Raw genomic sequence first — 12,509 nt, 5'->3', positions numbered from 1 at the left:
ATGCCGGACGGGCCGATCATGTTGTGCGACGTTGTTGTCGCACCGCTGTGCGGCCTGCCCGGCGGCGATGTTTCACATCGTCCCGCGTGCAGCTGTGCGCGCGATTAGAGTTATCTCATGGCTTTCCATGTCGACTCCGAGGTCGGTCAGCTCAAGCAGGTCATTTTGCACAAGCCCGGGATCGAACTGCTCCGATTGACCCCGGCCAACGTCAAGAGTCTGCTCTTCGACGATGTGATGTGGGCGGAGAAAGCGCAAGAGGAACACGAACAGTTCCAGCAGATCCTGCGTGATCTGGGCGTCACCGTGTACCTGTACCAGGATCTTCTCGCCACCGCGCTGGCCCAGGACGGCGCCCGGGACGAACTCACGGCGGAGTTGGTCACCGAGACCCAGTTCGGTACCGAACTCGACGGTCCCCTGCAGCGACTCCTCGACGAGCGGGAGCCGGCGCAACTCGCCGAACTGCTCATCGGTGGGATCCTCAAGCGTGAGGCCGCGCCCTACCTGAAGGGTGTGTCCAGTCTGCTGCTCGACAGCCTGCACGACGACGACTTCCTGCTCGCCCCGTTGCCCAATCATCTGTTCCAGCGCGACAATTCGGCCTGGATCTATGAGGGTGTCAATCTCAATCCGATGGCCAAGCCGGCGCGGCAGCGCGAGACGATCAACTCGCGGCTGATCTACAACTTCCACCCGATGTTCACCGCGGAGGAGTTCGCGTTCTACAACGGCAACGACCCGATGCGCTACACACCGGCGACGATCGAGGGTGGTGACATCCTGGTGATCGGCAACCGCACGGTGATGATCGGGATGAGCGAACGCACCGCGCCGCAGGGTATCGAGGTGCTCGCCGAGAGCCTGTTCAAGGCGGGTACAGTCGACCGGGTGCTCGTCGTCGAACTGCCGATGGAGCGGGCGTTCATGCATCTGGACACCGCGATGACGCAGATCGATCGCGACGCGTTCAGCGTCTACCCGTATCTGCCCGAGACGCTGCGGTCCTACACACTCACCCCGCACGGTGACCAGGGACACTTCACCGTGACGGAGAACACCGAGTTGTTCGCCGCCGTCGCCGAGGCCCTCGGGGTGGACCGTCTGCGCGTCCTCAAGGCGCCGATCGACCGGCTCGAGGCGGCGCGCGCCCAGTGGGACGACGGCAACAACTTCGTCGCGGTCAGTCCGGGTGTGGTGATCGGTTACGAACGCAACGTCACCACCAACAAGTTTCTCGGCGACAACGGGATTCAGGTGATCGGACTGTCGAGTTCCGAGCTCGGCCGGGGTCGCGGCGGCCCGCGGTGCATGTCGTGCCCGATCGAACGCGACGCGTGATCGGGCGATGTCTGTGGTGTCCGATCCACCGTTGATCGTCGAGACGACGTCGGGGCCCTACCGCGGTGTCCGCGCGGGTGCGGTCGATGTGTGGCGCGGAATGCGTTATGCCGCACCGCCGGTGGGGGAGAACCGGTGGCGTCGGGCGCGGCCCGTCGACGCCCACGCCGAGGTGGTCGACGCGGACCGATTCGGTGCGGTGTGTCCGCAGCAACGACATCCGGTCATCGTGTTCGGTGACGACCCGGTGATGGACGAGGACTGCCTGTTCCTGAACGTCTGGGCTCCGGCGGTGCCGTCGGATTCGCCGCGGCCGGTGATGGTGTGGGTGCACGGTGGTGCCTATGTGTACGGATCGGGGAGTCAGCCGCTCTATGACGGGGCGCGGATGGCGGCCGAAGCCGGGATCGTCGTCGTCACCATCAACTACCGTATCGGCGCCTTCGGATTCACCGACCTGAGTTCGGTGATCGACGGAGCCGAACCCAACGCCGCGCTGTCCGACGTGCTGGCCGCGTTGACGTGGGTGCGCGACAACATCGCCGGATTCGGAGGCGATCCGGCGCAGGTCACCCTGGCCGGGGAGTCTGCGGGCGGCGGCATCGTCACCACCATGCTCACCGTCCCGTCGGCCCGCGGCCTGTTCCATCGCGCCATCGCGCAGAGTTCGCCCGCCACAACGGTATTCGACACCCAGCGGATGGTCGACGTCGCGCACCGGATTGACCGCGCGGTGTCGGGGTCGTTGGCCACCGCGTCGTCGTCGGCGGTGGTGACCGCGGGCATGCTCGCGTTTGCCCAAGTGCCGCAGAATGATCCGGGAGTGCTGGCGTTCGCTCCGGTGGTCGACGGTGACCTGGTCCCGCGGCATCCGTTGGACGTGTACCGGGCCGGTGAGGCGATGCAGGTGCCGCTGCTGATCGGCAGCAACCGCGACGAGTCGGCGGTGTTCCGGTACATGAAGTCACCGCTGATGCCCATAGACCTGTCGCAGATCCGGAAGATGTTCGAGCGCATCGCGATTGAGCAGCCGAACCTGTCGATTCCGGACGAGCGACGCATTCTCGGTGTGTATCCGCGACATCCGAAGGCCGCGGGCCTGGCGATTGCCCGCGATCTCGCGTTCCGGATGCCGGCGATCTGGGTGGCCCACGCGCATTCGGTTCGGGTTCCGGTGTACCTGTATCGGTTCGATTGGGCCCCGAGGATGTACAAGGTGCTTCGCCTCGGAGCCACCCACGGAACCGAGCTCAACTACATGTGGGGCAACCTGCCCACCGGATCGCGGGACATCACCTACAAACTCGGTGGGCGGTCGACGGGCGAGAAGGTCGCCGAGCGCATGCTGGATCGGTGGGGTTCCTTCGTGCGTGATGGCGTACCCGGCCATCGGGGTGGGACCGACTGGTCTGCCTTCTCGCCGGACCGGCGTACCTCGATGGTGATCTCCGCGCAGGACCGACCCGTCGACGGCCTCGACGATCGGATCGCGGCGGCGTGGGGAGATGAGGTCCTCGCCTTCCGATGACCGCGGCATGAGCCCGCGGTGACGTGAGTCACGTCCGGAGAAGTTGCCCCGGACGGTGAGACGTCGCTAATGTTCCGTCTCATTCGGTTCTCCTTACCGTGCGGTCAGGAGTCGGGGACCGGCCTGAATGTGTTTCGTCCGACGCGAATGATTCCGACACCGGGAGAACCTGTGCGTAGTGTGCTGCGGTCCATGCTGGCCGTCATCGTCGTCCTGTGTGCCATCGCCGCTGCGGCGGTGACCTCTGTCGCCGGTGTGGCCCACGCCGGTCCGCCGAACCGAACTCCACAGCTCGCCGAGGTGTTCAACGGGTATGTGGTCGGGACCTTCACCTCAGGTCGACTGGCCAGCCCGCAGGAGATCTTCGCGCCGCTGGTGTCCGACGACCCGTTCTATGTCGAGCCACGACTGCGTGGTGACGAACGCCCCGGGACGCTGCTGAAGGCCAAGAAGGTCGACGTCCAGTTCACCGGGTTCCGGCCGGGGAATCTCGACGCCTACGCGCTGATGTACGTCACCCGCGGACTCCACGACGAGGCCGACATCAGCACCGGCATCCTGATGGTCCCGCGCGACGGTCGCGACAATGCCGACCGGCCGATCGTCGGTTACCAATTCGCCAATGACAGCGTCGGAGCCTACTGCCATCCATCGACGATGTGGACCGGTCGTGATCCGCTCGACGGTGCGACGTGGTCGGCGCTCGGACCGTTGGCTCAGATGTTCGGCAAGGGCTACGCCGTTCTCATCAGCGACGTCGGCAACAACGCCGATCCCGATCCGCATGGCGTTTTCGCCGGAAGGTTCGGTGGCAACACGCTTCTCGACGGATTGCGCGCCGCGATCGCTACCTCTCCGGCGGGGCTGTCGGCGTCTGCGCCGATCGCGTTGTTCGGCGTTGCCGGTGGCGGTGTCGGTGCGGCCTTCGCCGCCGAGAATGCGGATCGGTACGCGCCCGAACTGAATATCCGCGGGTCCATCCTCGAGGGTATGGCCGTCAATCAGCGTAACTTCATCCGCGCGTCGGACGGTTCCATCGGATCCGGGTTCGCCTTCGCGACGCTGTTGGGTCTGGAACCGCGATATCCGGAGATGCGGATCGACGAGAAGCTCAGCCCGGCAGGCAAAGCCCTCGCCGACGTGTTCCGCACACAGTGCCAGACGCCGGCATACTTCGGCACCCCCTTCCTGCCGTTGTCGGTCTTGTTCAACGGCCGGAACCCCGCCGACATCCCCGAGTTCCAGCATGTCTATCGCGACAATCAGTTGGGCACCAGGGCACCCAAGGCGCCCGTGCTGATCGCATCGTGCGCCCGCGACGACTCGTTCATGTCGCTGGTTCCCGCTGCCGACGCCCGAGCCCTGGCCGCGACGTACCGCCGTGGCGGCACCCGCGTCGACTATCAGCCCACCGACTGCAGCATGCTGACACTCCTCACCAACATGTACCGCTGGGGTACAGACCTTTTCGGAATGCAGACCATCGACTGGATGAGCGCTCGCCTGAGCGCCTGAGGGATGGGTATCGCGTGCTACGCACCCTCACTAGAGGGCCGTCGAGCTGCGATACCTGTTCCCGGCATTCACATTTCACTGTGGACTTGTCAAGGTACCGATGCGGTCCCGGCCGGAGCCGGGTGCGGGTTGGTTGGTCTGTTATCTATCTGTGGGCGAGGGTCTTACCCCGTTGGTCGAGCCCTTGCCCGTCGGTCGAGCCGTGTCGTTTCGACGGAGCTCAACGCAAGGAGGCCCCGCAAGCCAAGGCTGGAACCGAATCATCATGCCGCACCCGGCAATCCATCCAACGTCATGGTCCGGCGGTGATACGACCGCAGCCACCTGCGTTGCGGGTCAACACTTTCCGGTGGAATCAACCACGGGTGGTGATCGGCTCCCATGACGACGTCCCATCCGTTATGGTGGACATCGTCATGACAGGCCGAACAGAGCAAAGCGCCGTTCTCCACACATGTTTCGCCGCCGTCAACCCAGTGGACGATATGGTGCGCCTGGGTCCGCGAGGGCGGTGCTCCACACTTGATGCACCCCTTATCCCGGTGCGCCAGGGCGCGTCGTTGGGCCCGGTTGAACAAGCGGATGGTGCGCCCGAGCGATAGTGGTACCTCGTCTTTGCTGACGATCATGACGCCGACGGTGGCGTCGCAGCACAGTTTGCGGGCGGTGGCTTCGGTGACCGATCCCATGAACTGCAACGACGCCAACGATGGTGTGCCGGTGGGGATGGTGAGGTTGACCAACTCGGTGGGCATGCGTGGTCCGTCGTCGCAGTGCTCGCCTCGGGCTGCGTGGGCGGCGGTGTCGAGGATGATCTCCAATGCGTCGGCACGCATCTGACCCGCGGAACGCGGATCGCGGGATCCGTCGGGTTGGGGTCGTGGCGCCGACAACACTTCGATCGCCGTCCTCAACTTCTCCCCGAGTACGGCGTGCAGATCGCCGGTGACCGTGAGGCGTCCATCATCGGAATCGTGGAAGTCCAGGGTGTTGATCGAACGGTCCTCAGCGGCGGGTAAACCGTCGGTGTCATCGGCCTGCTGATTTCCTCGGCTTTTGGCGTAGTCGCGGATTTCGGCGGGTGTGAACCCGGCGGTGGCGTGCCCGAGGAGGGCAATGCTGTGGGCGTCGCGTTCTTCGGTGGTGACGGGCTCGCCGGATCGTTTCTCGATGTGCGCCAATCCTCGGACAATGGCGTCGGCGTGTTCGGCCGAGAGCGTGCCCAGCGCGGTGTGGCGGTGCACTCGCTCGATGTCGGGTGTGGTGCCCAGTCGGATCATGCGAGACGCCGAGGCCGGGGCGACACCCCATTCGTGTAGTAGCTCTTGAAGTTTGCGGCCCTCGTTCTCTGCGACCTTGAGGTGATCGCAGAGTCCGACAAGCACACTCGCATGATGGTCGACGAGATTGCGGATGAGCAGGATGGCGTGCAGTGCGTGCTTTGCGTTGTCGCGGGTGAGGCTGCGGTTGGTGTAGTCGAGTTCGGATAAGAAGTCGATGGTGGTGTCAAGTTCCCCCGGTATCATGTTCACCACAGTACGCCGGATATCCGTTCGTGGCAAGGGTCAGTTTCGTGAATCCTGTTGCTGTGCATAACGTTTGGTCTGTGGATAACTCGTCGTCGACCGGATTTTTCTGTCGGTGGGGTGTGGTATGGGGCGTCGATTTCGCGGGAGGTGTTGTGGTGGTGAAGATTCCAGCGTTGGGTTGCGTGGTCTCGACTCGGACTTCGCTATCGCTCCGTCCGGCTCGACCGGCGGGATGGGGTCGGCTCGACCGGCGGGATGGGGTCGGCTCGACCGGTGGGGTGAGGTCGCCGCGACCGAAACTGGGTTGCTGTCAACGGAATCGAAAGCGCTGTCAAGGGAATCGAAAGCGCTGTCAACGTAATACAGAGCGCTGTCAGTGATGAGGAGAGCGCTGTCAGCGTGATCCAGAGCGCTGTCACCGATATCGAGAGCGCCGTCAGCGAAGAGGCGAGCGCTGTCAGTGGCGACATGGGAACGGGTCCGGATTGTCGGTGCGGGCGGCTACAGTGGCGGCATGTCTCGAGTACGGCTCAATGGGTCATCAGTTCTGCACGACGGTGGGTTTCCCTACAGCGCGACGGTGTCGCCGGGGTCGCTCATCTTCACCGCGGGTATCAGTCCGCTCGATGAAAACGGCGCGGTCGGCGCATTCGGTGATGTGGTGGGGCAGACGCGGATATGTCTGGCGAACCTCGCGGCCGTGCTGGGTGAGCAGGGCGCCACGTTTGCCGACGTCGCCAAGCTGACCATCTATGTGGCGGAACGACTTCAGGCCGATCTCTACGTCGCGTGGGAGGCGGTGGTCGCCGAGTTCGAGACCGTTCCTCCGGCAATGATGATGGGTGTCACCGTACTTCCGTACGACGGTCAACTCGTCGAGATCGAGGCGGTCGCCGCACCGCCGCACGGGTGATCATGACGCGTCCCAGAGTCACCGACCGCGCCCGCCGAAACCGGTTGCTACGCCGCCACCGACTGGCCGCCGACACACGCGCGACGTCCGTCGTCGAGACCGCCGAATCGATGGTCGGCCTGCATTCCACCACACCGTCGACCGTCTACCTCGCCGCGTGGGCGCGCATCGACGGATTTACGTCCGCATCGATGGACGACGCGCTCTACGTCGACCGGAGTCTGGTCAAGCAGTTGGCCATGCGCCGAACGCTTTTCGTGTTTCCTCGCGACCTCCTGCGGGAGGCGGTGGGTGCCGTGGGCCCCCGGGTGACGGCATCCGAACGCACCAACATGCTCCGCGATCTCCGCCGCAGCGAGTGGTGCACCGATCCCGACGGATGGATCGACGCGGCGCGCACGGCGGTCGCCGCCGAACTCGTCGACGGCGTCACTCTCACATCGTCGCAGATACGCGAGCGCCTGCCCGAGTTCAACCGGACGGTCATCGTGAGCCCGGGAAAGTCGTACGGCGGCACGAACCCGATGTTGCCGCGCATCATCAACATGATGAGTGCCGCGGGAGACATTGTGCGAGGACCCAATTCGGCGGGATGGCATATGTCGAGACCCTCGTGGTCGTCCATGCGGGATTGGCTCGGCGAGCAACTCGATCCGCCCGATCCCGCGACCGCGTATGCAGCGATGGTCCGTCGTTGGCTCGCGTCCTTCGGCCCCGGCACCGAATCCGACCTGGTGTGGTGGCTGGGTTCGACCAAGGCTGCGGTGCGGCAGGCGTTGGCGCAACTCGACATCGCCGAGGTCGAACTCGACGACGGCTCGGTGGGGTACGTCCTCGCCGAGGACGTCGTCTCGCCCGACGACGATGATCTCGAACCCCAGGCCGTCCTGCTGCCGGAACTGGATTCCACCACGATGGGTCACAAGATCCGCGACTTCTACCTCGGGCCACACGGCGAGCACATCTTCGATCGCAACGGCAACGGCGGCCAGACCGTGTGGTGGGACGGTCGCATCGTCGGTGGCTGGTACCGCGACGACGACACGAGCATCCGGGTGCATCTCTTCGAGAAGCTGCCCGCCGGCGCTCGTCGCGCCGTCGACGATCGGGCGGACGAACTGGCCACTTGGCTCGGTGGCGCCCAGATCCGGCCCGGCTACCCGGCCCCGTTCGTCCGCGGATTGCGAGAGCAGCGATGAGTTCTGCGATCCGAACCGGTCGGTCTCTGTACGGGGCCGCGGTTGTCACGCCTGCGGCCACCACGCATCGACGGTGAGGAGTCCGCCATGAACGACCAGTTGTCCACGCCCAAGAACCCGCAGGCGATGCCGCCGGTGGTCGATGACGCCGCCTGGCGCACGGCCCTCGACGACCTGCGTCGCCGGGAGAAGTCGGCCACCCGCGAACTCGACGCGATCGCCGCCCAACGACGACGCATGCCGATGGTCGAGGTCACCAACCACACCCTGACCGGCGCCGACGGCCCGATCAGCCTGGCCGAGATCTTCGACGGCCGATCCCAGCTGATCACCTACCACCACATGTGGAATGACGGCGCAGAGTTCCAGTGCCCCGGCTGCACCGGATACACCTCGCAGTTCACCCGGCTGGAGTTCCTCGACAACTATGACGCCCGATTCGTCATCGTGACCAACGGCCAGATCGACGAGGCGCTGGCCTACCGGCGTCGCGTCGGCAACCGGATGGAATGGTTCTCCGCAGCCGGCACCACCTTCGGGTCCGAGGTCGACGCCGCACCCGGCGAGGGATTCGCGATCAACGTATTCCTCCGCGACGGCGACCGGGTCTACCGCACCTGGCACACCAACGGTCGCGGCACCGAACAACTCGGTCACAGCTTCGCGCTGCTCGACGTGCTGCCGTGGGGCAGGCAAGAGGAATGGCAGGACTCGCCGGACGGTTGGCCGCAACGACCCACCTACTCCGGCTGGGCGGACTCGGCCGACATCGCGCACTTCTACGGAGAGGACTCCTGATGACCACCTCCCAAGCAGCCGAGACCATGGTCGTCTCGCGGTTCGTCGACGCCGCGCCCGAGGACGTCTTCGCGTTGCTGCGCGATCCGACGAGACATCAGGACACCGAGCCGTCGGACTGGGTTCGTGACGCCGTGGACACCGCCTCGCTCACCGAGGTCGGGCAGATCTTCGCGATGAACATGTACTTCGACAAGGCCGACGGGCACTACGTCGTCCACAACCGCGTCAGCGAGATCGTTCCCGACACCGACATCGCGTGGCTGCCGGGCGAGATCGACGACGCCGGTCGACACCGCCCCGGTGGATGGGAGTGGCGCTATCACCTCGCATCGGAGGCCGACGGCACCCGGGTCACCCTCACCTACGACTGGTCACGGACCCCGGAATCCGTGCGCGCCGACATCGGCGGCATGCCGCCGTTCGGACCGGAATTCCTGGAGAAGTCCCTGGCGGCGCTCGACGCCGCCCTCACGGCAGGCTGACGGCCGGCACCCGGACACACTCATCGCCGCAGGTCAGACCTCACAGAAAGCTCCCAGTCAAAGTCCAGGCTCATGGCAGACTGGAGGTGTGAGGTGATAGGCGTGAATGAATCTGGCCAGGGAGCGAAAGTCCTCGTCGTCGACGACGAGGCGAATATTCGTGAGTTGTTGTCGGTGTCGCTGAAGTTCCAGGGGTACGAGGTCGAGACCGCGGCGGGTGGCCCGGAGGCGATCGACCGGTGCCGCAACTTCAAACCGGACGTCCTCGTCCTTGACGTGATGATGCCGGGAATGGACGGATTCGGGCTGCTGCGCCGACTCCGCGCCGACGGTATCGCCGCACCGGCGCTGTATCTGTCGGCCAAGGACTCGATCGAGGACAAGATCAACGGCCTCACCATCGGCGGCGACGACTACGTCACCAAACCGTTCAGTCTCGAAGAGGTCGTGGCGCGTCTGCAGGTTCTGTTGCGGCGCAGCGGGTTCGACGAGCGCGCGAAAGAGACCTCGCGGGTCACCTTCGCCGATCTCGAACTTGACGACGAGACGCACGAGGTGTGGAAGGCCGGCAAGCTGATCTCGCTGTCGCCGACCGAGTTCACCCTGCTGCGGTACTTCATGGTCAACGCCGGCACGGTCCTGTCCAAGCCGCGCATCCTCGACCACGTCTGGAACTACGACTTCGGCGGTGAGGTAAACGTCGTCGAATCCTATGTCTCGTACTTGCGACGCAAACTCGACTACGGCGTCACACCACTGATCCACACGCTGCGCGGTGTCGGATATGTCATGCGGGAGCCGCGGTGACCGCTGGCCCGAGCGCCACGGTGCACTCCGGTGCACGAGGCCCGGCGTCGCACGTACGGTCCGGCACGGCATCCGCATCGAGCGCGGCGGCGGCAGCCCCGACTGTCACCGGGGCGAAACGCCTCCGCGGCGTGCCGCTGCGGATCTCGCTGGTCGGACTGACCCTCATCCTGGTGGCCGTGGGACTGCTGGTGTCCGGAATCGCCGTGACATCGGCGATGCGCTCAGATCTCATGTCGCGCACCGACCAGGGGCTGGTGTCGGCGACGGAGGGGTGGGCCAAACCCCGCAACCCCGACATGGGTTCCTCGCAGGGACCGCCGATCGGTCCCCGCCGTCCCCCCTCGCCCTACTTTGTGATGACGACACTCAATTCCGGTCTGGTGATCTCCAACGCTGCCGACTTCAGCGCCGAACCCGATGTCTCCGGCCTGACGGACTCCAACGTGGCGCCGACGACCGTCGACTCCGTCGGTGACGGGCCGCAGTGGCGCGTGGTCAAGACCACCGGACCGGACGGCGCGGCGATCGTCGCGACACCCCTGACCGACGTCAACAAGACCTTGTCGCGATTGATGTGGCTACAGTTCGGGATCGGGGCGGCGGTCGTCGCGGTGCTCGGCGTCTTGAGTTATCTGCTGGTGCGATCCAGCCTGCGACCGCTGCGCCGCGTGGAGGAGACCGCCCACGCGATCGCCGCCGGCAACCTCAACATGCGGGTGGCCCCCGGACCGCAGAACACCGAGGTGGGCAGTCTCTCGGCCTCACTCAACACGATGCTCGGGCAGATCCAGCACGCGTTCGCCACCACCGCCGCGTCCGAACAGCAGGCCAGGCAGTCCGAGGAGAAGATGCGACGATTCGTCGCCGACGCCAGCCACGAGCTGCGGACCCCGCTCACCTCGATCAAGGGTTTCGCCGAGTTGTACCGGCAGGGCGCGGTGTCCGACGCGGGCGACGCGATGCGCCGCATCGACGACGAGGCGGGCCGGATGACCCTCCTCGTCGAGGACCTCTTGATGCTCGCCCGGCTCGACGCGCAACGTCCGCTGCTCTCCGAACCGGTGGACATGCTGATGCTCGCGACCGACACCGTGCAGGCCTCGCGGGCGGCCGCGCCGGATCGCGACATCCGGTTGCAGGTCATCCCATCGGCCGAACCTCCTGTGGTGCTGGGTGATTCGGCCCGGCTCGTGCAGGTGATCCGCAATCTCGTCAACAACGCGGTGATGCACACCGCCGACGACGCATCGATCACCGTCGGAGTAGGCGTCGACGAATCCCCCACCGGCAACGGCGATGTCGTGGTCACCGTCGCCGACACGGGGCAGGGCCTGAACTCCGATGAACGTGCCCGCGTCTTCGAACGCTTCTACCGCAGTGACAGCTCACGCTCACGGGGTGAGGGCAGCGGTGGCAGCGGTTTGGGGTTGTCCATCGTCGCCGCACTCGTCGGTGCGCACGGAGGTCGCGTCGGCGTGGACTCCACGCCCGGATCGGGTGCCTGCTTCTGGGTGCGGCTGCCGCGCCTGGCCGACTGAGGTGGCGGTTGCTCAGATCAACTGCCGTAGCCGGGCGAAGTCGGTGAGGTCGTCCCGGAAGCGGTCGAGGGTGACCAGCGTGTACATCCCGTCGATCTGACGGTCCGCCCAGAGTTGATGGATGCGACGCAGATCGGCCTGACGTGACTTCCAGCCGATCCCGTCGATCACCGCCAACACGAGTTGGCGTGGCAAACGTACCTCGGCCATCTCCTCGATCTCGCGGACCGCGTCGGTCAGCTTCGACCCGGTGGAATCGAAACCCTTTGCCGCGACCACGATGTCGGGTCTCGACGGATCGCCGACGATGAGATCGGCCGGCGCGGTGCGTCCGTTGCGGCCGGAGAACCGGGATCGCGTCGTGTAGTCGAGGCCGAGGTCGCGGGCGATGTCCTCGATCTCGTCTTCGATCCGGCGGCCCGACGCCCCGGCCCGGGTGGCCGTCAGGCGGGTACCCGCGCGGGCGACGAGTATGTCGGCGAAGGAATAGGTCCGGTGCATCTGCGCCGCCAGCATGCGGACGAGATCGAACTCCTCGTCGAGCCAGGTCACCAGTTCGACCGGACGGCTGCGCGCCAGGCCATGCCAGCCGGACGTGTCGAATCGGTCGCGCAGCACATTCTTCAGCTTCTCCTGCGACAGTCCGATCGCCAGACCCAAGACCGGGACGTCGCCGGGATTCTCCCGGACCCACGCGGCGAGGCCGGCGATATCGGTGTCGAGGAGTTCGCCGAGACCGGCCGTGGCGGCCGCGATGTGCTCGGCCTCCGGCGTCGACGCCGTCGGGTCCACGTGAGACGTCAAGCGTCCCAATGTCTTCAGGTACTCGTCGAAATCCGGTGCGTCGGCCATC

At 65.6% G+C, this 12,509-nt stretch carries 11 protein-coding genes; 9 read left to right on the top strand and 2 right to left on the bottom strand.

The genetic code is table 11. The features are described 5' to 3' along the window. Positions 1–117 precede the first annotated feature (117 nt). The 3 genes from ACWDPV_RS06030 to ACWDPV_RS06020 all read left to right on the top strand — a co-directional run bounded on the left by ACWDPV_RS06030 (position 118) and on the right by ACWDPV_RS06020 (position 4,384). Positions 118–1,341 carry an arginine deiminase gene (locus ACWDPV_RS06030; RefSeq protein WP_449742161.1) on the top strand — a complete coding sequence of 408 codons (1,224 nt, stop codon included), beginning with the start codon at positions 118–120 and terminating at the stop codon, positions 1,339–1,341. Between the two features lie 7 nt (positions 1,342–1,348). Beyond that, positions 1,349–2,869, top strand: coding sequence for a carboxylesterase/lipase family protein (locus ACWDPV_RS06025; RefSeq protein ID WP_449742160.1), 1,521 nt, complete (start codon positions 1,349–1,351; stop codon positions 2,867–2,869). Between the two features lie 192 nt (positions 2,870–3,061). Next, the gene (locus ACWDPV_RS06020) at positions 3,062–4,384 is read left to right on the top strand and encodes a lipase family protein (protein WP_449742441.1); all 1,323 of its coding nucleotides are present in this window, start codon (positions 3,062–3,064) and stop codon (positions 4,382–4,384) included. Between the two features lie 263 nt (positions 4,385–4,647). Here the strand turns inward: ACWDPV_RS06020 and ACWDPV_RS06015 are convergent, their stop codons facing one another. Continuing rightward, positions 4,648–5,910: a DUF222 domain-containing protein gene (locus tag ACWDPV_RS06015; RefSeq protein WP_449742159.1), complete on the bottom strand. Its 1,263-nt coding sequence runs from the start codon at positions 5,908–5,910 to the stop codon at positions 4,648–4,650. A 517-nt stretch (positions 5,911–6,427) separates the two neighbouring features. Here ACWDPV_RS06015 and ACWDPV_RS06010 point away from each other — a divergent pair. The 6 genes from ACWDPV_RS06010 to ACWDPV_RS05985 all read left to right on the top strand — a co-directional run bounded on the left by ACWDPV_RS06010 (position 6,428) and on the right by ACWDPV_RS05985 (position 11,656). Next, positions 6,428–6,826, top strand: coding sequence for a RidA family protein (locus ACWDPV_RS06010; RefSeq protein WP_449742158.1), 399 nt, complete (start codon positions 6,428–6,430; stop codon positions 6,824–6,826). 2 nt (positions 6,827–6,828) lie between these two features. Then, positions 6,829–8,025 carry a winged helix DNA-binding domain-containing protein gene (locus ACWDPV_RS06005; RefSeq protein WP_449742157.1) on the top strand — a complete coding sequence of 399 codons (1,197 nt, stop codon included), beginning with the start codon at positions 6,829–6,831 and terminating at the stop codon, positions 8,023–8,025. Positions 8,026–8,112: 87 nt separating this feature from the next. Beyond that, positions 8,113–8,823, top strand: coding sequence for a DUF899 domain-containing protein (locus tag ACWDPV_RS06000; RefSeq protein ID WP_449742156.1), 711 nt, complete (start codon positions 8,113–8,115; stop codon positions 8,821–8,823). Next, positions 8,823–9,308 carry an SRPBCC domain-containing protein gene (locus ACWDPV_RS05995; protein WP_449742155.1) on the top strand — a complete coding sequence of 162 codons (486 nt, stop codon included), beginning with the start codon at positions 8,823–8,825 and terminating at the stop codon, positions 9,306–9,308. The genes ACWDPV_RS06000 and ACWDPV_RS05995 overlap by 1 nt, the downstream gene beginning before the upstream one ends. Before the next feature lie 72 nt (positions 9,309–9,380). After that, a complete protein-coding gene (locus tag ACWDPV_RS05990) occupies positions 9,381–10,115 on the top strand; it encodes a response regulator transcription factor (RefSeq protein ID WP_449742154.1) in 735 nt (244 codons plus the stop codon). A 131-nt stretch (positions 10,116–10,246) separates the two neighbouring features. After that, complete coding sequence (locus ACWDPV_RS05985) at positions 10,247–11,656, top strand: sensor histidine kinase (RefSeq protein WP_449742440.1); 1,410 nt, start codon at positions 10,247–10,249, stop codon at positions 11,654–11,656. A 12-nt stretch (positions 11,657–11,668) separates the two neighbouring features. Here the strand turns inward: ACWDPV_RS05985 and ACWDPV_RS05980 are convergent, their stop codons facing one another. Next, positions 11,669–12,508: a hypothetical protein gene (locus ACWDPV_RS05980; RefSeq protein ID WP_449742153.1), complete on the bottom strand. Its 840-nt coding sequence runs from the start codon at positions 12,506–12,508 to the stop codon at positions 11,669–11,671. Position 12,509 lies beyond the last annotated feature (1 nt).

The organism is Gordonia sp. NPDC003504, assembly GCF_053587995.1.
This window is presented reverse-complemented; position numbering and strand designations above follow the sequence as displayed.